This is a genomic window from Psychromonas algarum (assembly GCF_004376845.1).
GTDB lineage: Bacteria > Pseudomonadota > Gammaproteobacteria > Enterobacterales > Psychromonadaceae > Psychromonas.
Genome location: NZ_SNUW01000001.1, coordinates 1 through 25,107, shown reverse-complemented (window position 1 = coordinate 25,107; position 25,107 = coordinate 1). Strand labels below are relative to the sequence as shown.

Here is a 25,107-nt window from a genome sequence, read left to right as displayed (position 1 = left end):
AAATAGCTGATCTATTTTACTGGCTAAAATAAAGAAGTGAGTTGTTTTTCTGCGTAAAATTTAGATCACATACTTAATGCAATTGGTATTAGATAATGGGGTATAGTGATCACAATAAATAGCTTATCTATTTTGTTTGTTAAAACAGCACTTCCTCGTCAGCGCAAATTTTAGACAGCATATTTAATGTAATCAGTATTAAAAACTAAAGTGAGCGGGTGTTGTTTCTTAATTTTTTCTATTAGCGGCTATGTGAGCCAAGCTAATTAAAGCTTCTTTATATTGTGACTCAGGTAATATTCTAATTGCATTAATCGCTTTATCTGCTTCTTCTATGGCGCGTTGTTGGGTGTATTCTAGTGCTTTTGTCTCGTGTAACGTTTGCATTATTAAATCAAAGTGCTGCATTCCATTGGCTTTTTCAATCGCTTCTCGAATTAATTCTTTTTGATGCTCTGTTCCATGTTGCATTGCATAGAGAAGCGGTAGGGTTGGTTTACCTTCTGCTAGGTCATCGCCTGTGTTTTTTCCCATTTCTTCGGCGTCAGAAGCGTAATCCATGACGTCATCGGTTAACTGGAAGGCTGTACCTAAGTATTTTCCATAATCGAGTAGAGCGTCTTCAATTACCTTAGGTTGCTCGCCTAATACTGCAACAAGTTGAGTTGCAGCTTCAAACAGCTTAGCTGTTTTGAAATAGATCACATCCATATAGGTTTTTTCACTGGTATTCGGATTATTACAATTTATTAATTGTAATACTTCACCTTCAGCGATCACATTAGTTGCACTTGCAAGAACATTCATTACTTTTAAATTTTCAAGTTCTGTCATCATCTCAAAAGAACGACTATATAGAAAATCACCTACCAATACACTGGCAGCGTTTCCGAACAAAGCATTTGCTGTTTTTTCACCACGACGTAAATCTGATTCATCAACGACATCATCATGTAAAAGAGTCGCTGTGTGAATAAATTCAATAATAGCGGCTAGTTTAGTTATTTTAGGATCATAAGTATTGATGGCTTGTGCTGCTAAGACTGTGATTAAAGGACGGATACGTTTTCCACCACTATTAATGATATAAAAGCCAAGTTGATTAATAAGTGCAACATCAGAGCTTAATTGCTCAGTAATCAATTGATTTACTTGAGTCATATTCGTTGAAGAAAGCTGCTGAATCTGTTTAATATCCATGATTGAAAATTCCCATCGGATGCCCTAAAAATGATGCGCCTATTATTGCTGTTTATGTGACATATCTCAACACCCGATAAAGATTAACAATGCCTTAAATTTAATTTATGAATAGTTGCAGTTGTTTTTCGTTATTTTATTGATTTTAAATGCTTTATTTTATTTTAATTATTTTTTTTATTGGTTGTAAAATAAACCATTAAGATAATTGTAATATTTTCTCCAAAACTCATTGCCAAAGTGACAATGTCTCTGTAGAATCCGCCACCATTGTGATTAATTAGTGCGCTCTCGATGTTCTGTTTGAAATAAAACAACACGAGATGCCTGAACGGAGTAAGAAACATGTACGCTGTTATCCAGAGTGGTGGCAAGCAACACCGTGTTGCTGTTGAACAAACTCTTCGTTTGGAAAAACTTGATGTTGAAGCTGGTGCAACTGTAGAATTTGATAAAGTTCTATTAGTAGCAAGTGCTGAAGACGTTAAAGTTGGTGTTCCATACGTTGAAGGTAGTAAAGTTACTGCAGAAGTAGTAGCTCACGGTCGTGGCAAAAAAGTTAAAATCGTTAAGTTCCGCCGTCGTAAACATTCGCGTAAGCAAGCTGGTCACCGCCAGTGGTTTACAGAAATTAAAATTACTGCGATTAACGCTTAATTAGGAGTTATTAAAAATGGCACATAAAAAAGCTGGTGGTAGTACTAATAACGGTCGTGATTCAGAAAGTAAACGCTTAGGTGTTAAACGTTTTGGTGGCGAATCTGTTTTAGCTGGTAACATTTTAGTTCGTCAACGTGGTACTAAATTCCACGCTGGTCTAAATGTTGGCTTAGGTAAAGACCACACACTATTCGCTAAAGCGACTGGTACTGTAAAATTCGAAAAGAAAGGCATGCCTCTACGTTCATTCGTGAGCATTGTTGCTGAATAATTTATTTCGAAGCAAAATTTAAAAAGCCTCGCAAATGCGAGGTTTTTTTTTACCTATCTATTTCTATTGAAATAAAAAATGTGATCTATGATCAATAGAAATAGGTATAATCATCGCACTTAAAGTGGCGAATATGTTTTTTGGAGGTTGTAATGAAGTTTGTTGATGAAGCAAGAATTAAAGTTGATGCTGGAGACGGTGGCAACGGCGTAGTCGGCTTTCGTACTGAAAAATATATTCCTCGCGGTGGCCCGAATGGTGGTGATGGCGGTGACGGTGGTGATGTTTACCTGGAAGCTGATGAGAATTTAAATACACTTATCGATTTTCGTTTTGTTCGTTTTTATAGCGCGGAGCGTGGTGAAAATGGACAAGTATCAGACTGTACTGGTTCTCGCGGTAAAGACAAAATTATTAAAGTACCTGTAGGTACGCGTTGCCGTGATGATGACACGGGTGAAATTGTTGGTGATTTGACTAAACATGGTCAAAAGCTAATGGTTGCTAAAGGTGGTTTCCACGGTTTAGGTAATGCGCGTTTTAAAACCTCAACAAACCGAGCACCCCGTCAAAAGACTGAAGGTACACCAGGTGAAGTTCGTAACTTATTATTAGAGTTATTACTGCTTGCCGATGTAGGCATGTTAGGCTTACCAAATGCTGGTAAATCTACGTTTATTCGTAGTGTTTCAGCAGCAAAACCGAAGGTAGCTGATTACCCTTTCACAACTTTAATTCCAAACCTTGGGGTTGTGAGTATGGGGCATGGTAATAGCTTTGTTATTGCTGATATCCCGGGGTTAATTGAAGGTGCATCAGATGGTGCTGGGTTAGGTACTCGATTCCTACGTCACTTAGAACGTTGTCGTGTTTTATTGCATATGATTGATTTGTTACCTGCTGATGGTAGTGATCCTGCTGATAATGCATTGGTGATTTTAGAAGAGCTAAAAAAACATAGCCCTAAACTAGCTGAAAAACCGCGTTGGTTAATCTTTAATAAAACAGATTTATTATTAGAAGATGAAGCTGAAGAGGTAATGCAACGTGTTAAAGATGCGCTAGAGTGGGACGGTCCAGTTTATAAAGTGGCTGCTATTTCTAAAACAGGCACACATGAGGTCTGTAAAGAGCTAGTGGCTTATATTGAAGAACTACCGGCAGAGTTTTCAGCAGAAGAAGAACGCCAACAAGTTGAATTTCAATGGGATGATTACCATAAATCAGCAATTGATGCTGTTGAAGGTGCAGTTCATATTGATGATGACGATTGGGATGATGAAGACGAAATGATGGAAGTTATTTACGTAAGAGATTAATCATCTTCGCTATGTTAAATAAGTAATTCGCAGTCAAATAAAAGGCCACTTAGTTAAATCTAAGTGGCCTTTTTGCTATTAATTTATGCATAATATGTTATACCAATTACATTAAGTATTTGATCTAAGTTTTGCGCAGAAAAAACAATTCAATTCGAGGTGAAAATTGAGATAAATGGTTGTTCCATTTACGAAATTTATAATAAAGAAGTGAGTTGTTTTAACCAGTAAAATAGATCAGTTATTTATTGTGATTAGTCTTATTAATATTAACCTTATTTATATTCGCCATAGGTCGGCATATTAGGAGTTGAAATGTCTGCAGGAAATCAAGAAAGCACGGGGCAAATAGTGTCAGAACATCACTTTTTTACACCTGTCATAAATTGGGTAAATGAGCACCATGAATTAGTACTAAGCCATATTGCAAATTTATTTGCTGCAATATTAATTCTGATTGTAGGAATTTATATTACAGGTTTTATTTCTCGCTCAATTAACCGGACACTACTTAAAAAAGGACTGGATGCAACTATTGTTGATTTTATATCTACAATGGCTCGTTATGCTTTAATCTCAATTGTTTTTATTGCTGCATTAACTAACCTTGGCGTGCAAATGGCTTCATTTATTGCAGTATTAAGTGCAGCTGCTCTGGCAATAGGTTTAGCATTAAAAGGGGCACTATCTGACTTTGCTTCTGGGATTTTATTAATTATTTTACGTCCTTTTAAATCAGGTGATTATGTTGAAGTTTCTGGGACTGCTGGTAGTGTCGAATCAATTCTATTATTGAATAGCGTATTAAAAAGTCCTGATAATAAGCATATTGTTGTTCCTAACTCTTCAATTTTGAAAGGTAAGATAATTAATTATTCTCGTAAACCTGAACGTAGAATAGATCTAGTTATAAGGGTGAGTTATCAATCTGATTTAATGCAAGCAAAGCAAGTGCTTAAGGATGTTGTATTAGCGAATGAAAAGGTACTCAAACAACCTGAATTGCAAATAGGGGTTGCTGAGCTATCAAATTCAAATATTAACATTGTAGTGCGTCCTTGGGTTAAATCTGCTGATTATTGGCCAGTACGTTTTGCTTTAACTGAAAATATTAAAAATGCCTTACAGGCTGCGCAAATAGATATTCCATATCCTCAGTTAGATATTCATAAAAAATAAAATGTCACCTATATAACCACTCAATGATTTTTGAGTGGTTAAAAGAGGGGGGGACTCTTGTTCCTTTGATTCGTAAATGTAGATCTGTAATCATATGACAACAGTCGTATGCATTTCCTCTTTCATACTAGTGTCATGCTTCTTTTATGAGTATGATTATTTAAAATATCCCTTTTTATTCTAGGAAGTTATATGTTCGAAGAATTTGAATCTTACGTTGGTGACTGGTTGCTTTCGATCCATGCTGGTAATTGGTCAGTACACTTTTCAATTGTTATCTTTATTACTTTAGTTGTGCAGTTTACTTGGCGTTGTTTTGCTAAAAGAACAGAAAGAATGACGTTAAATACTAAAAATGCTTGGGACGATATTATCTTTTACGGAGTCAATAAGCCTATTAATTGGGTTATTGTTTTAATGGGGGGATCAATTGCATTAAAAGTGGTGGCTGAAAGTGAATCACTTGCTATTTCTGAGTATTTACCTTTATTCCAAAAGATCGCAATTTTATTGTTAATTGGTTGGGTTTTCTGGCGCTTAGTTTATAAAACAGAACACACCTATATTAAAGAAGATGCCAAAGACACAACCACAGTTATTGCATTAGCAAAATTAGCTAAATTATCCATTATCACCATTATTACTTTATCAATTATCCAAACCCTAGGTGTGAGTATTTCAGGTGTATTAGCGTTTGGTGGTATGGGGGGATTGATTGTTGGTATGGCTGCTAAAGACCTGTTATCTAACCTATTTGGTGCGACTATGGTTTATATGGATAAACCTTTTAAAGTAGGGGATTGGATCCGTAGTCCAGATAAATCTATTGAAGGTACGGTTGAGGCAATAGGTTGGCGTGTTACTCGTATTCGTACTTTTGATAAGCGTCCTATTTATGTGCCTAATAGTTTATTTACGCATATTGTAGTGGAGAACCCATCGCGTATGAGTAATCGACGCATTAAAGAGACATTCGGTTTGCGTTATAAAGATATTAGACAAGTTGAAAAAATCATTACAGAGGTGAGGGCAATGTTAGAAACTCATCCCGAAATAGATCAATCACAAACTTTAATTGTGAACTTTGATCTTTTTAACAATTCATCTCTAGATTTCTTTATTTATACTTTTACAAAAACAACTGACTGGATATATTTCCATGAGGTTAAACAGAATGTGCTACTTAAGGTGGCTGACATTGTGATTGCTAATGATGCAGAATTTGCTTTCCCTACTCGTCAATTACATATTGATAGGCATGAGCATCATGAATTAGAAGATAAAACAGAAATGATGAAGTAATATTTTTTGTTGTATTTTTATCAAAGGCCTATTTTTTATAGGCCTTTTTATTGTTTTAATCGCAATGAAAAATAAAGCATTTTTTAGCTTAACTTAAATAGTCTTGCGCCTCTTCTTCTACGTTATCAAGTTCATCTAATAGCTCTAATAATTCTGGCTCTAATAGTTCTGCACTCACACCAAGTTTCAGCTCTTTCTCAATTAAACCAGCTATGTTTTTGAGTTTAGGTACGCCACTATAACTACAGCCTCCATGAAACTTATGGATCACTTGGGTTAATTGTTCATTAGCAACTTCATTTAGCATGACTTTATTAGCAATATCTCGAATGTCATTAAACTCATTTAATAACATAAGCAGCATTTCTTTTGCTAGATCGGCTTTACCTGCAGATTGTTTTAATGCCAATGACCAATCAAATGATTTGTTGTTGCTTGTCTCTATTTTTTTTACTGGGTGATTGGCGATATTTGTTGTCGGTAACACCTCTAGTATTTTTGCATTTGGCGCCCATTTATTAATGATAGCTTGTAATGCTTGTTCATCAATTGGCTTGGCTAAACAGTCATCCATCCCTTTTTGTAAAAATTGCTCTTTTTCTCCAGGTAAAACATGGGCTGTAACGGCAATAATGGGGCTTTCTTGGTTTAAAGAATCTTTTTTGATTTGCGCACAAGCACTTACACCATCTAAGACAGGCATTTGTATATCCATGAAAATGATATCAAAGGGAACTTGTTTCGCGTGCTCTACGGCTTCTTGCCCGTTCTTACAGGTAGTTACACGATTAACGCGATCAGTTAACATTGCTGAAATTAATTTTAAGTTTGCTTGATTATCATCTACAGCCATTACGTTAATATTCTTACGTTGCAATGGTAATGAAATCTGTAGTCTTGATGGTGTCGTTTCATTTGAAACGAGTGCATTAGCAAAGTTTTTATGATTAATTGGTTTACTTAAGCAATGAGTAATTCCTGTATCCATTAATTGTTCATATACACTTGGATCACTGGAATTGAGCAGTACGATAATATTGTCAGTATGCGGTTTAGCTTGTTCAATACGATTTAATAATGGGCGTATATTGGTATTGTTACTGTGTCCAATAACGATACTGTCATAACGTTGATTTAGTGCTTTTGTCCATTGTAGTTCTGTTTCTGTAATGGTGACATCTGTGTTCCAGTGATTAAGTAACTGAGCACAAGATCTTACTGCATATTCATTTGACTCATAGGCTAAAACCACTCGACCAGAAAGTCTTTCAAGAGGTAATGAAATTAATGGTGTACGTGTATTTTTCTCAACTTCAATGGTAAACCAAAAAGTAGATCCAATATTAGGTGTTGAAACAAGATCGATAGTCCCTTTCATTTCATGTACTAATTTTTGTGTGATAACCAAGCCTAAACCTGTACCACCATATTGGCGTGTAATACTACTATCTGCCTGTCCAAATGCTTCAAACAATTGTTTTTGTTGGTTTTCTGAAATACCAATGCCTGTATCAGAAATAATAAACTTAAGACCAATATTGTTGTTTTTATGAGTATCTTCTTTTTCAATACGTTGAATTTGTACTTCAATATTCCCTTGTTCAGTAAATTTAATCGCATTACCAATTAGGTTAGTTAGGATCTGTTGTAAACGCATTGAGTCGCCAACTAATTCCTGTGGTACATCAGTTCCTACGATCATGCTTAATTCAATATTTTTCTCATGTGCACTTTGAGCCAATAAATGCATCGTCTCATCTATACATTCACGTATATCAAAAGGGATATGTTCAAGATCTAACTTGCCTGCTTCTAATTTAGAAAAATCAAGAATATCATTAATGATGTTAAGCAGATTGCCTGCTGAGCGTTCAATCGTTTGTAAATAATCTACTTGGTTATTGGTCATTTGTGTTTTTAGTAATTGTCTTGCAAAACCGATAACACCATTGAGTGGTGTTCGTAATTCATGACTCATGTTAGCTAAAAATTCTGATTTTACTGATGCCGCTTGTTGCGCTTCTTTACGAGTAATATCTAGCTCAATGTTTTGAACTTCCATCTGGTCCAATGTTTCTCTTAATTCACTGGTTGCTAAATCAATACTATCTTGCATCTCTTCATGGTGTTTAGACATAGCTACAGCCATCTCATTAATACCACGCTGTAATAGACTAATTTCACCTGTGTATTCACCTTCTACACGTGAATTTAATCGCCCAAGACTGATTTTTTCAACAACGGATGCCATTTCAGAAATTGGCGCAGTGATACGTTTTGCTTGTTTAAAGGCTAAATATAAACTGCCTAAAATGCCTAATAGTACAACTAAAAGAGAAACTGCAGCATCTCGATATAAAAGTAATTCAACTTCATCTCGGTTTATTTCTAATGCGACATAGCCAATTATTTTACGAGGTTGATCAAATGAAAGTTGATACTCTAAAAAATTGGTTTCATCAATAATAGGTGTGTGAATAACAATTGTTTTATCTAAGAAGGTAACCTGTGGTAAGTCTGGAATGGGTTTATCATCAGATAAACGTAATTGTTTGTAATCCCGATGATAATTACTGATAACAAAGAGGTCATTATTAGCGGTGAAAATAGCAATACTTTTGATAATAGGGCTATTTTTCCTATGTGTGGTACCTATTAACCTGCGTAAAATCGTCCTAGTTTCATCTTGCATACCATATTCACTGGCAATTGCCAAAGGTTCTGCAATATTGATGGCTCGATTAATCAACAATTCATTTGCTTGCTGATAGCGGTGAAATGAAAAATAGCCTGCTAAAATACCACCAATAAAAATGGTTGGTAAAATAGTATAGGCAATAACTTGTGCGCGCAGGCCGTATTTAGTCATAGGATAAAGTCTAATTTAAATCGAGTAATGAATGCTGTTATATTTTATGTGACAATAGCATATCGATAAACCTAATAGCTATCATGGCATAGCTTAATCATCTGTGAAATATTTATGGCTCAGTTCTTTAAAGCATCGCGCACAAATAAACAAAATAATAAAATAATTAAAAATTGCCAGATCGATAAGTTAGATCATCAAGGGCGAGGTATGTTATTTCATCAGAATAAGCCGGTGTTTGTAGAAGGTGCGTTAGTTGGTGAAACACTTGATATCTCTATTTTAGAAGATAAAAAACGCTATAAAAAAGCACGTATTCTAAAAATACATGATACAAGTGAGCAACGCATCCAACCTAGTTGTGAACATTACCAAGTATGTGGAGGTTGCCATTTACAACATGTCGAACAAAATGTTCAACTTGAAATTAAACAACAGGGTTTACTTACTTTATTTGAACGCTTCGCTAAATATAAACCTGTACAATTACAACCGACATTAAAGTCAACTCCTTGGGCATATCGCCGTTGTGCTCGTTTAGGTGTGATGTTTGATAAAAAAACGAAAAAAGTACAAATGGGATTTCGTCAAGCAAGCAGTAGTGAGCTTATTGATCAGAAAGTTTGCCCTGTGTTAGTACCGAAATTAGCTGCATTAATTACTCCACTTAAAGCATTATTGAACCTGTTACAGGGTAAAGCGACACTAGGACATGTTGAATTATTAGAGGCTGATAATAGCGTTGCCGTTTTATTGCGTCATTTGACACCTTTATCAGAACAAGATAAACAACAAATAACGGCCTTTTCATCGACGCATCAATTACAGTTTTATGCACAAAGTACCCCGACATCAATTACCTGCCTTACTGAAGCGGATAAATTAACTTATTCGTTACTAGAACAAGATTGCCAATTTGAATTTAATATTAATGATTTTTTACAAGTTAATGGCAAAGTAAATGAACAAATGGTGGCACAAGCAATTGATTGGCTTGAACTAACCAGTACAGATAGGGTCTTAGATCTGTTCTGTGGATTAGGAAACTTCACATTACCAATTGCTAAACGAGTAAAACAAGCTGTAGGTGTGGAAGGTATTCAAAAAATGGTGGATCGAGCCACGACGAATGCGGCACTCTGTCATTTAAATAATATACAGTTTTTACAAGCTGACTTAAGCGATTTAAATGCCTTAACAGCTGATTGGGCGCAACAGTGTTTTGATAAAGTATTACTTGATCCTGCACGAGCTGGTGCAGCTGAGTGTATGTCATTTGTGATCAGTAAAAAGCCAACGCATATTGTTTATGTTTCCTGTGATCCTGTTACTTTAGCAAGAGATAGTGAATTATTATTAAAGCAAGGCTATCAACTTAAAAAGTTAGGTCTTATTGATATGTTTCCACAGACTGCGCATATGGAATCGATGGCGCTGTTTATTAAAAAATAAGACGTTATCAAGGTCATAATTAAAGCGCTAGTGTCTTTATAAGTTAATAATTTTAAGTATTATTAATGAGGTGTTCATTTTCACATATTTAGATGTGAATAAAGTAAATATTAACAGTTTTTTAATCTCAAGATTCAGCCAATTTTTTGGAGTATTTAGATGGTTTCCGTTCGCGATACACATTTTTATCAAAGTGCATTAAAAGACCCTGAGAAATGGGTGACAACACTTGGTTTAAATAAACAAGATCAAAATAATTTATTTGATAATTACAATAAAGTCAGTGAATTATGTGATTCTGAGCAACAGATTGCCGCATTACAACTAGGCTGTGAAATGGTTGAAATCCTTGTTACGTTAAACATGGATATGGATACACTAAACGCATCATTAATTTTCCCTCTATTAGCTCAAAATATATTAAGCACTGAAAAAGTGGATGAGTTGTGGCCGAAACGTATTGCTAAATTAGCAAAAGGTGCCATGGAAATGGAAGGTATTCGTGCTTTGCAAAACCGTGGCGGTGAAAAAAGCAATGGTTCTCAAATAGATAATTTGCGCCATATGCTACTCGCTATGGTAGAAGATGTGCGAGCTGTTGTTATTAAGTTGGCGGAAAGGATCTGCTATTTACGTAAGGTAAAAATTGCTGATGAAGCAACAAAAATGCAAGTTGCTAGAGAAATCTCAACCATCTATGCTCCACTTGCTAATCGATTAGGGATAGGACAATTAAAATGGGAACTTGAAGATCTTTCATTTCGTTATTTACAAGCAGAAACCTACAAAAATATAGCTAAGCAACTTGATGAAAAACGTATTGATAGAGAAAGCTATATTCAAGACTTTGTAGAGACAGTTAAAAGTTCTCTTAATGAAATGAATATCGAAGGAACGGCTTACGGACGTCCAAAGCATATTTATAGTATTTACCGTAAAATGCAGAAAAAAGATCTACAGTTTGATGAATTATACGATGTGCGTGCTGTACGCGTAGTGGTTGATAAGCTTCAAGATTGTTATGCCGCTTTAGGTGCTATTCATACTAAATGGCGCCATATTCCTCGTGAATTTGATGATTATATTGCAAACCCCAAACCTAATGGTTACCAATCTATACATACGGTTGTTTTAGGCGATAGAGGTAAACCTGTTGAAGTGCAAATTCGCACACAGCAAATGCATGAAGATTCAGAAATGGGAGTCGCTGCTCACTGGAAATATAAAGAAGGTAATGCTGGTGGAAAGTCGGCAAGTAATTATGAAGAAAAAATAGCATGGTTACGTAAACTCCTAGCTTGGCAAGAAGATATGAGCGAGGGTGATGATTTAGTTGAGGAGATCCGCAGCCAAGTTTTTGATGATCGTGTTTATGTATTTACACCTAAAGGCGAGGTCATTGATTTACCTGCCGGCTCGACGCCACTTGATTTTGCTTATTATATTCATAGTCAAATAGGTCATCGTTGTATTGGTGCAAAAATAGCAAATCATATTGTACCGTTCACCTACCAATTAAAAACAGGTGACCAAGTTGAAATTCTTACTCAAAAAGAATCAAACCCCAGCCGCGATTGGTTAAATCCACAACTTGGTTATATCAATGCGCCAAGAGCTCGTCATAAGGTAGCAACTTGGTTTAGGAAACAAGATCGTGATAAAAATATTATTGCAGGTCGTGAGTTATTAGAGATTGAATTATCAAAGATTAACTTAAAATTAACTGACGTTACACCTGCGATTTCACGTTTTAATGTCGGAACTGCAGATGATATTTACGCTGGCATTGGTAACGGTGATTTACGAATTAACCAGTTAGTACATTTTCTTGATGGTTTTTATCATAAACAAACACTCGAGCAGCAAGATGAAGCCGCTTTATTAGAACTACAAAAACGTAAAATTCAAATTGCGCCGAAAAATACAGGCAAAGATATTATCATCGACGGTGTTGGTAATTTAATGCACAACGTTGCAAGATGCTGTCAACCTGTACCAGGTGAAAATATCGTTGGTTATATTACACAAGGTCGCGGTATTTCTATTCATAGAAAAAACTGTGAGCAGCTTTCTGACCTAGAAGAAGTGCATCCTGAACGCATTATTAATGCAAATTGGGGAGATTCTCAATCTTCGGGTTATACTCTAACAATTCGTTTAATTGCCGATGATAGAAAAGGTTTATTAAAAGATATCACTACACTTTTATCAAATGAAACAATTAATTTACTTGGTGTACATAGCCAAACAAATGCTAAAACATTGAGTGCAACAATTGATCTTTCTTTGGAAGTCAAAAATAGCAAAGAAGTAAATAAACTCATTGTTAAGTTGAAGCAGTTAAAAGATGTGTCAGATGTTCATCGCCTTTAGAACAATTCTTTAATTTTCAGATGCCTGCAAAGTGATTACCAAAGTTGATTTGTAGGCTTTAAACTTCTTTATTGTTTAGCTAATCTTTATTTCGTTGTGTAGAGTTACGATTAAATAAAATCAATTGGATCAATATCAATCGACCAACGTACTTTGCGTCCTTCCGGTAACTTTTCAAAATGAGCTAAAGCAATATTCAATGTTTTAGAAATTAATACCCGTTGTTCACTTTGTATTAATAATTGAAAACGATATTTTCCTGCTCGTCTTTCCATTGATGCCGCAATAGGCCCTAATATTAATAATCGATCACTTATTTTATTATTTTCTGCTATTTGATTTAATGTTTGCTTGCATAAAGTGAGGAAATTTTCAGCCTGTGTTGCATTTAAAGATTCAGCTCTAATTAATGCTTGATAAGAGAAAGGGGGTAATTGTGCCATTCTGCGCTCTTGTAAAGCGCTGCGAGAAAAATCACCATAACCATTGTTCACTAGTTCTTGTAATAGATTATGTTCGGGGTGAAATGTTTGTAAGACGACTTGTCCTTTTTTTTCAGCACGCCCAGCTCTTCCGGCAACTTGTGTAAATAGTTGCCCTAATCGCTCGCTTGCTCGAAAATCATTACTGAACAATGCGCCATCAACATCAATTAAAGCGACCAAGGTTACATCAGGGAAATGATGCCCTTTAGCAAGCATCTGTGTGCCTAATAATATTTTATATTTACCACTGTTAATATCACTTAAGTATTCGTTAAAACTATCTTTTTTCCGAGTATTATCACGGTCAATACGTATCGTCGCGTGATCAGGAAATAGTTGATTCAATGTTTCTTCGAGTTGCTCTGTTCCAATGCCGGTTGAATGTAAGTTAGTTGAACCACAGTCATTGCATTGTTCAGGTACTGGATGAGTTGCCATACAATGATGGCAATGCAGATAATTGGCGCTTTTATGGTAAGTATAAAAAGCATCACAGCGTTGACATTTTACTAACCAACCACATTCATGGCACATTAAAACTGGCGCATAACCTCGTCTATTTAAAAATAAGATGACTTGGTTATTCTTAGCTAAATGTTGTTTCATTAAATCAATTAACTGGGGAGATAATCCAGATTTAAGTGGCAAACCGGTTAAGTTTACAAGATCATTTTTAGGCGGTTTAGCATTACCCGCTCTATGTGTTAAAAAAAGATGGTGGTAACGTCCAGTTAGTGCATTATTAAGTGATTCAAAAGAGGGGGTTGCTGAGCCTAATAGAATAGGAATGTTCTCTTGTGAAGCTCGTTTAATAGCAAAGTCTCGAGCATGGTAGCGAAAGCTTTCTTGTTGTTTAAAAGAAGCGTCATGCTCTTCATCTAATATAATCAAACCTAGATTTTTAAAATCACTAAAAATAGCGCTACGAGTACCAATCACAATTGCAGCACTACCTTGTTTTGCATGTAGCCAAGTTTCTAATTGTTGTTGTTCATTTAAAGCAGAGTGTTTTAAATAGATAGGAACATTAAAGCGTGCTTTAAATCGTTTGATAGTTTGTGGAGTTAATCCAATTTCAGGCACTATGATCAATGCTTGTTGGCCTTGTTCTAATACTGCTTTTAGAATATTTAAATAAACTTCTGTTTTACCACTTCCTGTAATGCCTTCTAATAAATAACATTTAAACTTATTAAGTTGTTGTGTCACAGTCGTAATAGCAATTGCTTGCTCGGTACTTAAATGAGGTTTTTCTTGTAACTCTTGTACCTTGTTTGCCCAAGTTAAATTTGTCTCAGGCATTTTTTCATAGCGATTAACTAATTGTTTTTCTTGTAAACTGTTTAAGGATGCACGACTAACCCCTTGTGCTTTCAACTGTTCATAACTTAGGGGAGAACGTTGTAATAATGTTGCAGCTTGATATTGTTTTTTAGCTCGAGTTAATTGAGTAATATCCAGTTCATCTTGGGTTAGTGTCCAATATTCTTGAGCTTTAAAAGCAGCTGCCTTACCTTTTCGTAATAAAGTTGGTATTGCTTGTTGAAATACATCACCGAAAGGGTGTTGATAATAAAATGTAGCCCAATTTAATAAGTGGTATAAATTGGGAGAGAGTAAAGGGGGGTTATCTAATAATTGGGAAATAGCTTTTAACTTATTAATGTCAAAATCGGAATCTTTAGGTAGAGCCGTGATCACTCCAATTTGTTTACGAGGACCACCACCGAAAGGGACTAATACACGACAACCAATCAGTGGACTCTGATTATTTAACTCATTATTCTCAGAAGATAAGCTTGTAGGTGCAAGATGTGTAGGCAAAAGATAATCAAATTGTCTATGGAGAGGGATAGCTAAAGCGACCCTACAAATTATTAGCTTAGTCATAAATAATGAGTCATAAGTGATGAAACTATTGATAAAGTACTATTGTAACCTGTTTACTGCTTGTGTCCTGTCTAATCGCTATTTTTTGTTATTTTCCTTTAACTTTATACTCTTAAAGCACCTATTTATGAGCTGATTTGATAAGGTGTTTTAGAAAGTTTGCTGCAGTTGTTAAAGTGATAAAGTAAAGTGATAAATTGCCAGTATTTTAAGTTGTACTTTTATTGTTCATTGCTATACAATTCGCCACCTGAAATTTAATGATAAATACGTGTGGTACTTTGTTGAGTGAAATAATTCATTCAAGCTGAGCAGCGACACGGCCTAATAGAGGTTTTCCTAATGAAAAATGAGATTCATCCAGAATACAATACAGTTACTGCTACTTGTTCATGTGGTAACGTTATCAAAGTTGGTTCTACTCTTGGTAAAGAAGAGTTAACTTTAGATATCTGTTCAGCTTGTCACCCATTCTACACTGGTACTCAACGTGTTGTTGATACTGGCGGTCGTATTGACAAATTCAAAAAACGTTTCGGTGCTTTATCTTCTAAATAAGATAATTACCACGTTTTTTAAAAAGCACCTTAGGGTGCTTTTTTTGTATCTATCGTTTTTATTCATGAGGTTAAAGTTGATATTGTTTTTAAATGTTGTCGTTTAATCTTCAAGTTGGTCTAAGCTAATAAACTCAAAGGTTAACTTAAAAAAGCTTTAATATTTAGATTTACATTTTTTTGCGCTATATCATTGCAACTCCGTAAGAGGTTGGATTGATTACAAAACCATTTTATAAATAATTTATAAAGCTGACCTATTTTGTTGTTTTTTTAATCTTAATAGAAGAGAATAACGAAATATATGGCCTGTTTTTTAGTTCAGGCTTCACATTATGCAATTTATTAGCAAATGATTAGCACTGATTGCAGGCGAATACTGGAATCAAATGCTAATAAGTTGTAAATTACAGCATTTATTTTTTCTAACACTTTCTTGTAAGGGTAATTGTATGACAGGAAAACCTTCATCTTCTCAGTTTGAAGTGAATAATATTGCAGATCCGCTATTTATTCATGCTGAGCATATCGCAAAAGACTTTTCTTTATTTCCAGATAATTCATTACCATCAAACACTGATGGTGTAGAAGGTCTTATTGAAAGTAAACGCATTAAATCTAATCTAGCAACAATTAAAAAGTTAGACGTTGATGCGTATATTGCTCGAACTGTTACACCGGCTGAAAGTAATAAACGTCCTGGTGCAAAAAGTATCATCGAAGGCTTTAACGGCAAAATCGTTACCGAGCAATTAAACGGTGCTTTTTATGCGGCTGAAATGGAATTAGATTTTGGTGGTTATACTCGTCGTATTGGTTTAATTGCACAAGAGCGTAGTTCAAATAATGGCGCTTGGATGCCTGAGCATCATTTAGCTGCAAGTAAAGCCATTCGTAAATTTGCCGATTTATCATTACCAATCGTATACCTTATTGATACTCCTGGGGCAGATGCTGGCGAAGAAGCAAATAGTCAAAACCAAGCTCATAGTATTTCTCAAATGATCACTGAAAGTGCGAATGTTGATGTTCCTACTATTGGTATCGTGGTAGGTGTTGGTTACTCTGGCGGTGCAATTCCATTAGCAACAGCAAATATTTTATTATCTGTTCGTGATGGTATTTTTAATACTATTCAGCCGAAAGGCTTACAAAGCATTGCGCGTAAATATAACTTGTCATGGCAGGAATGTGCGCAATCTGTAGGTGTTTCACCTGAAGAATTGTTAGAAATGGGCTGTATTGACGGTATCGTTGATTACTCTCCAACAGACCAAGATGAACGTCAGCACAATTTACAGAAAGCAATTATTTCAGGGATTTTATCTATCGAAGCAAAATCTGTTGAATTTGTTCGTAAGTACCCTGATATCCTAGAACATTATAATCGTAGTTTAGTACGTTACCTTGAACCGTCAGTTAAATTGATGGCAATTGAAAGTGCGAATGCAGCAAAATTATTAGCAAAGAACCCAACGGTTCATAATAATGCCTTTGGCACTACATACCGTTACATGCGTTATTTAACACTACGTTCTCGTATTAAAGCGATTCAAAAAAATGAATATGGTCGTTTATCTAAATTAACTATTCCTGAAGGTGATTTAAAAGCGCGTATTGAAGCTGATCGCCAACAAGTATTTTTAAATTGGTTAGCTAACCCTGATAAATTAATTTATGACGATCGTTTGAATAAAAATTGGAAATCATTCCTACAAAAACGTGAAGATAAAGGCGTTGAGCGTAATGCATTTACTAAGCTAATTTTAGGTGAACCAAAAGCAAATTACGATAATGCACTAAGTACGTTAATGATTAACCTTACTTGGTCTTTGTATAACCGTTGGAAAACAAGTGCTGAGAATAACTTTCATTCTCTTATTAAGCATTTAGAAAATGAAAAAAATGTTCCATTGACAGAGTCATGGCCTGAACTTGCTGAATTGAATGTAATCGATGTGGTGGCACATAAAGAAACCCGTGCTTGTTTCATCGTTCATTGTCGTCATATGTTGGTATTTAATGCATTATATGACAATACCATGGGTAATTTAGCTTCTATCGCTAAAGAAGCGATGGCAACTAAAGAGCTATCTCGTGAATCAGTTTCTTCATTGGTACGTAGTTCATTAAAAGCAGCATTAAGTAAAGTCAGTGATGATGATTACGAACAATTAAAAGCAACTTTTAATGTTTGGTTACAATACTTTACTGAGCAATCTGAGCGTGGTGAAATTCTAGCTAAAGTTGAAGAATGGAAGAGTATTGGTGCACCACAAATGAACTCAAGTTTATTTGTTATCTTAACTTACTTGTTCGAAAAACTATTACCTGAATACTATAGCAGTCGTGATGATGAAAGTGCTTATAGTGGTGCGATTAACCCTGTAAGAATTGGACGTCGTAAAGATTTTTGGAATCGTTTAACAATGGGGTATCAAGATCTATTGATACAAGCTGTTTTACGTTCAGAAAAAAGTAAGAAAAATAATTCTCATGAAGCTATCTTAGCTAAATTCTTTACTGACTTTAAAGAAACTCGTGCTGATCTAATGACTGCGAATTTATTAGAATTCCCTGGTTTCCGTTTATCAGTTGAAGACGCTTTAGATAGAAATATCAAACCATGTGGGTTAATTACTGGTACTGGCGATTTTAAATTAGAAAATGGTGAAACACAGCGTGTTGGTATCGCTGTTTCTAATTTATCTTTCCAAGCGGGTGCTTTTGATATGGCAAGTGCAGAAAAATTCTGTGCGCTATTAGTTAAATGTGCAATCCAACATATCCCAGTTGTTGCGTTTATCAGTTCTGGTGGTATGCAAACTAAAGAAGGTGCCGCGGCATTATTCTCAATGTCAGTGGTTAATGACCGTATCACTCGTTTTATTCGTGATAATGATTTGCCGGTATTAATGTTTGGTTACGGAGATTGTACTGGTGGAGCACAAGCAAGTTTTGTAACTCACCCAATGGCACAAACTTATTACCTATCTGGTACTAATATGCCATTTGCTGGTCAAATGGTTGTTCCTGCTTACTTACCATCAACGTCTACGTTATCTAATTACTTGTCTCGCGTTCCTGGCGCAATGGATGGTTTAGTTATCAATCCATTCTCTGATGACTTAAATGATAAGTTACGTGATATTGACGAAAATATGCCAATGCCAGTTGTAACAGTTGAAGAAACTATTCAACGCGCTTTATCTGGTTTTGTACCTGTTTGTAATATTGATGATGAAAACTTCTCTCAGTCAGATCCTCGTGAATTAATGCACCCAGTTAAGAAAGTATTAATACATGCTCGTGGATGTACCGCTGTTAAATTGATTCGCATTGCACAAGAAAATGATATCAAAGTAGTATTAGTTGCTTCTGACCCTGATATGGCATCAGTACCTGCAGATATGTTAGGTGAAGGTGACAAATTAGTTTGTTTAGGTGGTAATACTTCTGATGAGAGTTACTTGAATGCTGGTTCTGTACTAAAAGTTGCAGAATATGAGCAAGTTGATGCTTTACATCCAGGTATTGGTTTCTTATCTGAAAGCCCGCACTTTGCTGATTTATGTATTAGCCATAATGTTAACTTTGTTGGTCCAAGTATGAACAGCATGTTAACTATGGGTAATAAATCAAATGCAATCAAAACAGCACAAGATAACGGTGTTCCAGTTGTTCCTGGTTCTCACGGTATTTTAAGTGGTGCAGAGCAAGCATTAGATATCGCGAATAGCATGGGATACCCCGTGTTACTAAAAGCTGTAAACGGTGGCGGTGGTAAAGGTATTTTAGTTATTGAAAAAGCTGAAGATATGTTTGCTGGATTCAACCAAGTATCAGCTGAAGCTCGTAGTGCATTTGGTAACGGCGATTTATACTTAGAAAAATACATTACTTCTTTACGTCATATCGAAGTGCAATTATTACGTGATAAATTTGGTAATACTAAAGTACTAGGTATTCGTGATTGTTCTGTACAGCGTAATAACCAAAAAGTAGTTGAAGAGTCGGAATCAACTATGTTGCCAGCTAAATTAGAGAAAGAGGCACTAAAACATACTGCTGCTTTAGCTAATGCTGTTGATTACATGGGGGCGGGTACGGTTGAATTTATTTATGACTTAGATGCAGATGATATCTACTTCATGGAAATGAATACACGTTTACAAGTTGAGCATCCTGTGACAGAAGCAACATCATGTATTGATATTGTGAAAGCACAATATGATATCGCATCTGGTGGTGATATTTCTGAATTGAAACCTCAGAAAAAAGGTTATGCAATTGAGGTGCGTGTAACAGCTGAAAAAGCTGGCTTAGATTCTGATGGCGTAATGCAGTTATTACCACATCCAGGTAAAGTTGTAGAGTGTATTATTCCTGAGCAAGAGGATGTTGAAGTGATGTCGATGATTGCAACGGGTAAAGAAGTTTCTCCATACTACGATAGCTTAGTCGCTCAGTTTATTTGTCATGGTAAAGATCGTAATGATACGGTTAAGAAATTACTTAAATTCTTAGATAACGTAAGTATTAAAGGGATCGCAACAAATATTCCTTTATTACAACGTATCTTAAAAGATGAAACATTCTTAAACGGTAAATATGATACAACTTACTTACCTAAGTTTATGGCACAACTTGACCAACAAGTGATGATTGATGAAATGGAAGCTTCCGCAACTTCTGGAATAGAAGGTGTTGCTGAATCAATTCAAGTTGATGGTAGTAATGAACTTAAAGTGATAGCGCAGAGTGCTGGTATTTTCTATCGAGCGTCTTCACCAGCTGAGCCTGATTTTGTATTAGAAGGTGACATTGTTAATGTTGAGCAAACATTAGGTTTGATGGAAGCAATGAAAATGTTCTCACCAATTACATTAGCAAGCTTTAATCGTAAAGATGCTGTGTTATATGATGCAAAAACTAAGTTCCGTATTGAACGTATTATTAATGCAAATGGTCAGCAAGTATCAAGTGGTGATTTACTTTATATCATCACTCCGCTATAAACTGCCTTGTGATAACAAAATAAGTTAAACATAACTTATCTATGTTAAAAAATAAAAATCCGATGTTTAATACACATCGGATTTTTTTATGTCTAAAGATATTAATTTAAGCAAGATGCTTTCATTTGATATGATGTAATCATTGGATTCATACTAATTTTTTTAACCAGCAAAATAGATCCGCTATTTATTGCGATTGTTATCATTACATAAGGATAATTATTAATGGATATTGCCTTAGTCTGCAATGAAAATATTCTCGCGCCTAAAGCAAAAAAGCTTCGAGAAAAGTGGGGGTTTTTAAGTCTTAAAAGTGATACTTTCCAGTTACGTTTATTACCAGAGTATTTAGCACTTGAACAGTTAGATGATAGTCAACAAGGATTCGTTTTTGTTGATTTTGCCTCAGGTGCAGTTGCCCATCGTAGAAAGTTTGGTGGTGGCAAAGGCCAGTCAATTGCTAAAGCCGTAGGATTAAAATCTGGTGTTAACTTGCATGTCATTGATGCAACAGCTGGACTTGGGCGTGATGCTTTTGTTCTTGCATCATTAGGTTGTAAAGTTGATATGGTTGAGCGTTCTCCAGTTGCTGCTGCATTGTTGGAAGATGGATTAGAGCGAGCTTACTTAGATGCTGAGATTGGAGAGTGGATGCAGCAACGTATGAGCTTAACACACGCAAGTGGTTATGATTATTTACAAAACCATGCCGCTGATATTGTTTATCTTGATCCTATGTTTCCACATAAGAAAAAATCTGCACTAGTAAAAAAAGAGATGCGTGTTTTTCAAGGTGTTGTTGGAGCTGATATCGATGCAGACGATTTATTGGATGTCGCATTAAAGGCTGCTAAATATAGAGTGGTTGTGAAACGCCCAGACTATGCTCCTTTTTTAAATGGCAAGAAACCATCAATGAGTATTAAAACAAAAAAAAACCGCTTTGATGTTTATGTTAAACTTGCCATTAACAATAAAATAAGTGATTAAAAACTTTTGTCATTTGTTACAGTCTTATTAATATTGCATAGATTTTTTACGCGTCTGTAAATTAAGAAGATTAAATTTATACTTAAATTTTTTAGCAGGATCAGGTATTCTGCTCACAAATTAACTTTTTAACATAGTGGATATATCGATGATTGTATTAGGACACCAAAACCCAGATTGTGATAGCTTATGTAGTGCTATCGGCCTTGCAAGCTTATTTAATAAAATGGGCAAATCAGCAACGCCTGCTTTACAAGGTGAACCAAATCCTGAAGCATTATTTTTATTAGAACAATCTGGTTTACCACAACCTGAAATCCGTACTGAAGTAGCGGGTGAAGAGATCTTTATTGTTGATTATTCTGATTGGGGCCAAGGTACGGCTGACATGAAGAAAGCAACAATATTAGGGATTGTTGATCATCACAAACTAGGTGATATTACAACTTCTACTCCTTTAGAGTGTTGGATTTGGCCTGTTGGTTGTAGTGCGACTATCGTTTACAACATGTACAAATTTAATAACCAAGTACCAGATGCACCTGTTGCAAAAATGATGATGGGTGCCATTATCTCTGATACGGTAAATTTCCAAGGCCCAACAACTACTGATATTGATATTGTTGCTGCAAAAGAGTTAGCTGCTATAGCTGGTGTTGATGATATACAAGCATTTGCTAAAGCACAGTTTGATGCAAAGTCAGATATTAAATTAGTTTCTGCATCTGAACTTGTTCTTCGTGACCAAAAAGTATTTGAAATGGCTGGCGAAAAACTAGCAATTGGTCAACTTGAATTAACATCATTAGAAACAGCATTCTCTAAAAAAGATGAAATGTTAGCTGAAATGGAAAAATTACAAGCAGCTGAAGATTACCATTCAACAATTGTTTTATTAACTGACATTAATAAACTAGACACAACTGCTTTGATCATTTCTAAAGATGCTGAAAAAGTAGCAAAATCATTAAACAGTACTGTGATTGATAATATGTTTGAGTTACCAGGTGTGGTAAGTCGTAAGAAACAAATTATCCCATTTTTACAAGCTGCATTTGAAGGTTAAATTTAACCGTTTGATGTTAAGTTATTCATTTTAACTTAAGCTTGTTATTGAAAAGGCGAGTCTCGTTATGAGTCTCGCCTTTTTTATTGGCGTAGTTTAAAGATTCAGGTATAACTTAGCTTTATCATTTTATTGTTCATTTTCTTTATTAATGGAGTCTCATGCATATTCATATATTAGGTATTTGCGGCACGTTCATGGGTGGTGTTGCTATTCTTGCTAAATCATTAGGTTATAAAGTCACAGGATCGGATGCAAACGTATATCCACCAATGAGTACCCAACTTGAAAAGCAGGGCATTGAATTGATACAAGGTTTTGAACCAAGCCAACTAGATAGCAAACCCGATTTAGTGGTGATTGGCAATGCCATGAGCCGTGGTAATCCATGTGTAGAAGCAGTTTTAGATAAACAGCTTCCTTATATCTCAGGTCCACAATGGTTATTAGAGCATATATTAAAAGATCGTTGGGTATTAGCTGTTGCAGGAACACATGGCAAAACATCGACTTCAAGTATGCTCGCTTGGATTTTAGAATATGCCAATATGAAGCCCGGTTTTTTAATTGGTGGTGTACCTGAGAATTTTGGTTTATCAGCTCGCCTAGGTGAAACACCTTTTTTTGTTATTGAAGCTGATGAATATGATAGTGCTTTTTTTGATAAACGTTCTAAATTTGTTCATTACCATCCGCGTACGTTAGTTTTAAATAACCTAGAATTTGACCATGCTGATATTTTTGATGACTTAAATGCCATTAAAAAACAATTTCATCATTTAATGCGAACGGTACCAAGTACCGGTCGTGTGTTTATTCCTAATAAAGATGAGGCATTAATGTCTGTAAAGCATATGGGATGTTGGAGTGAAGTTGAATATTTAGGTGAAAACTGGTCCGCTGAAAAAGTAAAAGAAGATGCCACATCTTTTATCATTAAACTTGATGAGAATAAACAAGGCCAAGTTAACTGGGACTTAATGGGCGACCATAATATTGATAATGCGTTAGCGGCAATTGCAGCAGCTCGACATGTAGGCGTTACGCCTGAAATATCGATAAATGCATTAGTTGAATTTAAAAGCATTAAACGACGTATGGAAGTGAAAGGTAAAATTAACAATATTACCGTTTATGATGATTTTGCTCATCACCCAACTGCAATTAAAACAACATTAGCAGGGTTACGGGCTAAAGTGGGGGCAGATAAGATTATTGCTGTACTAGAGCCTCGTTCAAATACAATGAAATTAGGTATTCATAAAGAAGCTCTAGTAAATTCGCTAGCTATTGCAGACAGTATTTATTGTTTTGAAGATGAAAATGCTCACTGGTCAATTAATGATTTATTTTCTGAACAAGGTGAAAGTGTCAACGTAGAAACTAATATTGACACATTAGTGCAGCGTATTGTGGATGAAGCAAAAGCGAGCGACCATATACTTATAATGAGTAATGGTGGTTTTGGTAATATTCATCAAAAGTTATTGGATAAGCTATAGGATGGTTATGTCGTATAATGAAACAGTTACATTAGGTGTTACTGGAGCTTCAGGAAGTGGCTACTTTTTACGTTTATTACAAACTATGGTGAATGCAAATGTAAAAGTTTATCTGATCCTTTCTGAAGCTGCCCAAATTGTGCTTAAAACAGAAGCTGATGAAAATTGGCCAACAGACATTGAATTGTTAAATGAATTTTTAGCACAGCGTTTTAATAGTAAAAAAGGACAGATCATCGCATTAGCATCAAAAGATTGGTTTTCACCTGTTGCATCTGGTTCATCTGCTCCGCATAAAATGGTTATTTGCCCATGTAGCTGTGGAACATTAGCTTCGATATCTCAAGGGTTATCAAATAATTTAATAGAAAGAGCTGTTGATGTTGTGTTTAAAGAAAGAGGGCAGTTAATTGTAATGCCAAGAGAAACTCCTTTATCTACGTTACATTTAAAGAATATGCTGACGTTATCTGAATTAGGGGCAACAGTGATGCCCTTGGCTCCTGGTTTTTATCATCAACCTAAGAGCATAGAAGAGTTACATGATTTTATGGTTGCGAGGGTAATGGATCATCTAAAGATCCAACATGGTGCTAGTAAAAGATGGTGTGAGTAAGTAATAAATCATTTAATACTCATAATCGATTGGATTTTAATCATAAATATAAACGTTTTAATAATATAGAAGTTAATTGTAATTAATCACAATAAAACACTTGCTAATGTGATCTCAATCCCTATAATACGCCGCACAGACAAGGACTGACGCGAAAGCTTCTGACTTGAACTGAGAGCAAAATAAGCGCATTAAGCTTCAAACTTCGGTTTGAAATAAACTTAAAATAAGACGTTGACATTGTTCGAAAGGCGCGTAATATACGCCGCCTAGCCGAAAGGCACGCTCTTTAACAATTTAATCAAACAATCTGTGTGAGCACTTATTGTTGATGTGATTTCAAAAAAATCAAAGTCCT

16 protein-coding genes are annotated in these 25,107 nt (G+C 35.3%); 13 read left to right on the top strand and 3 right to left on the bottom strand.

Features of this window, described 5'->3' with window-relative positions:
* Positions 1 to 228: 228 nt before the first annotated feature.
* Positions 229 to 1,200, bottom strand: a complete 972-nt coding sequence (gene ispB / locus E2R68_RS00080) for an octaprenyl diphosphate synthase (protein ID WP_134275471.1) — start codon at positions 1,198 to 1,200, stop codon at positions 229 to 231.
* 345 nt (positions 1,201 to 1,545) lie between these two features.
* Between ispB and rplU the strand changes: the two genes are divergently transcribed.
* The 5 genes from rplU (at position 1,546) to E2R68_RS00055 (ending at position 5,931) form a co-directional block, all read left to right on the top strand.
* On the top strand, positions 1,546 to 1,857 hold the full coding sequence (gene rplU, locus E2R68_RS00075) for a 50S ribosomal protein L21 (RefSeq protein ID WP_025563511.1): 312 nt from the start codon (positions 1,546 to 1,548) through the stop codon (positions 1,855 to 1,857).
* Positions 1,858 to 1,873: 16 nt separating this feature from the next.
* On the top strand, positions 1,874 to 2,131 hold the full coding sequence (rpmA, locus tag E2R68_RS00070) for a 50S ribosomal protein L27 (protein WP_025563510.1): 258 nt from the start codon (positions 1,874 to 1,876) through the stop codon (positions 2,129 to 2,131).
* Positions 2,132 to 2,283: 152 nt separating this feature from the next.
* Positions 2,284 to 3,450 (top strand): Obg family GTPase CgtA, encoded by a 1,167-nt coding sequence (cgtA, locus tag E2R68_RS00065; RefSeq protein ID WP_134275470.1) that lies wholly within the window; start codon positions 2,284 to 2,286, stop codon positions 3,448 to 3,450.
* Positions 3,451 to 3,765: 315 nt separating this feature from the next.
* On the top strand, positions 3,766 to 4,629 hold the full coding sequence (locus E2R68_RS00060) for a mechanosensitive ion channel domain-containing protein (protein ID WP_134275469.1): 864 nt from the start codon (positions 3,766 to 3,768) through the stop codon (positions 4,627 to 4,629).
* Positions 4,630 to 4,821: 192 nt separating this feature from the next.
* Positions 4,822 to 5,931 (top strand): mechanosensitive ion channel family protein, encoded by a 1,110-nt coding sequence (locus E2R68_RS00055; RefSeq protein WP_134275468.1) that lies wholly within the window; start codon positions 4,822 to 4,824, stop codon positions 5,929 to 5,931.
* 88 nt (positions 5,932 to 6,019) lie between these two features.
* On the opposite strand, the gene barA is transcribed toward E2R68_RS00055, so the two are convergent.
* Complete coding sequence (gene barA, locus E2R68_RS00050; protein ID WP_134275467.1) at positions 6,020 to 8,800, bottom strand: two-component sensor histidine kinase BarA; 2,781 nt, start codon at positions 8,798 to 8,800, stop codon at positions 6,020 to 6,022.
* 114 nt (positions 8,801 to 8,914) lie between these two features.
* Here barA and rlmD point away from each other — a divergent pair, with 114 nt between their 5' ends.
* Positions 8,915 to 10,252: a 23S rRNA (uracil(1939)-C(5))-methyltransferase RlmD gene (gene rlmD, locus E2R68_RS00045; RefSeq protein ID WP_134275466.1), complete on the top strand. Its 1,338-nt coding sequence runs from the start codon at positions 8,915 to 8,917 to the stop codon at positions 10,250 to 10,252.
* Positions 10,253 to 10,411: 159 nt separating this feature from the next.
* Complete coding sequence (relA, locus tag E2R68_RS00040) at positions 10,412 to 12,625, top strand: GTP diphosphokinase (protein WP_134275465.1); 2,214 nt, start codon at positions 10,412 to 10,414, stop codon at positions 12,623 to 12,625.
* 110 nt (positions 12,626 to 12,735) lie between these two features.
* Here the strand turns inward: relA and priA are convergent, their stop codons facing one another.
* Positions 12,736 to 15,000 (bottom strand): primosomal protein N', encoded by a 2,265-nt coding sequence (gene priA / locus E2R68_RS00035; RefSeq protein ID WP_134275464.1) that lies wholly within the window; start codon positions 14,998 to 15,000, stop codon positions 12,736 to 12,738.
* A gap of 342 nt (positions 15,001 to 15,342) precedes the next feature.
* Between priA and rpmE the strand changes: the two genes are divergently transcribed.
* From rpmE to E2R68_RS00005, 6 genes are all read left to right on the top strand, one after another.
* Positions 15,343 to 15,558 carry a 50S ribosomal protein L31 gene (rpmE, locus tag E2R68_RS00030; protein ID WP_134275463.1) on the top strand — a complete coding sequence of 72 codons (216 nt, stop codon included), beginning with the start codon at positions 15,343 to 15,345 and terminating at the stop codon, positions 15,556 to 15,558.
* Between the two features lie 451 nt (positions 15,559 to 16,009).
* Positions 16,010 to 20,575 carry an ATP-binding protein gene (locus E2R68_RS00025; RefSeq protein ID WP_134275462.1) on the top strand — a complete coding sequence of 1,522 codons (4,566 nt, stop codon included), beginning with the start codon at positions 16,010 to 16,012 and terminating at the stop codon, positions 20,573 to 20,575.
* 225 nt (positions 20,576 to 20,800) lie between these two features.
* Positions 20,801 to 21,565, top strand: coding sequence for a class I SAM-dependent methyltransferase (locus E2R68_RS00020; RefSeq protein WP_134275461.1), 765 nt, complete (start codon positions 20,801 to 20,803; stop codon positions 21,563 to 21,565).
* A 148-nt stretch (positions 21,566 to 21,713) separates the two neighbouring features.
* A complete protein-coding gene (locus E2R68_RS00015; RefSeq protein ID WP_134275460.1) occupies positions 21,714 to 22,631 on the top strand; it encodes a manganese-dependent inorganic pyrophosphatase in 918 nt (305 codons plus the stop codon).
* A 161-nt stretch (positions 22,632 to 22,792) separates the two neighbouring features.
* Positions 22,793 to 24,133, top strand: coding sequence for a UDP-N-acetylmuramate:L-alanyl-gamma-D-glutamyl-meso-diaminopimelate ligase (mpl, locus tag E2R68_RS00010; protein WP_134275459.1), 1,341 nt, complete (start codon positions 22,793 to 22,795; stop codon positions 24,131 to 24,133).
* Positions 24,134 to 24,140: 7 nt separating this feature from the next.
* Positions 24,141 to 24,749: a flavin prenyltransferase UbiX gene (locus tag E2R68_RS00005; RefSeq protein ID WP_134275458.1), complete on the top strand. Its 609-nt coding sequence runs from the start codon at positions 24,141 to 24,143 to the stop codon at positions 24,747 to 24,749.
* Positions 24,750 to 25,107 lie beyond the last annotated feature (358 nt).

Bases quoted from the DNA above. Each gene is read 5' to 3' on its own strand.
- rpmA (WP_025563510.1), top strand. From the start codon at position 1,874: ATGGCACATAAAAAAGCTGGTGGTAGTACTAATAACGGTCGTGATTCA.
- priA (WP_134275464.1), bottom strand. From the start codon at position 15,000: ATGACTAAGCTAATAATTTGTAGGGTCGCTTTAGCTATCCCTCTCCAT.
- rlmD (WP_134275466.1), top strand. From the start codon at position 8,915: ATGGCTCAGTTCTTTAAAGCATCGCGCACAAATAAACAAAATAATAAA.
- barA (WP_134275467.1), bottom strand. From the start codon at position 8,800: ATGACTAAATACGGCCTGCGCGCACAAGTTATTGCCTATACTATTTTA.
- E2R68_RS00055 (WP_134275468.1), top strand. From the start codon at position 4,822: ATGTTCGAAGAATTTGAATCTTACGTTGGTGACTGGTTGCTTTCGATC.
- E2R68_RS00005 (WP_134275458.1), top strand. From the start codon at position 24,141: ATGTCGTATAATGAAACAGTTACATTAGGTGTTACTGGAGCTTCAGGA.
- ispB (WP_134275471.1), bottom strand. From the start codon at position 1,200: ATGGATATTAAACAGATTCAGCAGCTTTCTTCAACGAATATGACTCAA.
- E2R68_RS00020 (WP_134275461.1), top strand. From the start codon at position 20,801: ATGGATATTGCCTTAGTCTGCAATGAAAATATTCTCGCGCCTAAAGCA.
- rplU (WP_025563511.1), top strand. From the start codon at position 1,546: ATGTACGCTGTTATCCAGAGTGGTGGCAAGCAACACCGTGTTGCTGTT.
- rpmE (WP_134275463.1), top strand. From the start codon at position 15,343: ATGAAAAATGAGATTCATCCAGAATACAATACAGTTACTGCTACTTGT.
- cgtA (WP_134275470.1), top strand. From the start codon at position 2,284: ATGAAGTTTGTTGATGAAGCAAGAATTAAAGTTGATGCTGGAGACGGT.
- relA (WP_134275465.1), top strand. From the start codon at position 10,412: ATGGTTTCCGTTCGCGATACACATTTTTATCAAAGTGCATTAAAAGAC.
- E2R68_RS00060 (WP_134275469.1), top strand. From the start codon at position 3,766: ATGTCTGCAGGAAATCAAGAAAGCACGGGGCAAATAGTGTCAGAACAT.
- E2R68_RS00015 (WP_134275460.1), top strand. From the start codon at position 21,714: ATGATTGTATTAGGACACCAAAACCCAGATTGTGATAGCTTATGTAGT.
- mpl (WP_134275459.1), top strand. From the start codon at position 22,793: ATGCATATTCATATATTAGGTATTTGCGGCACGTTCATGGGTGGTGTT.
- E2R68_RS00025 (WP_134275462.1), top strand. From the start codon at position 16,010: ATGACAGGAAAACCTTCATCTTCTCAGTTTGAAGTGAATAATATTGCA.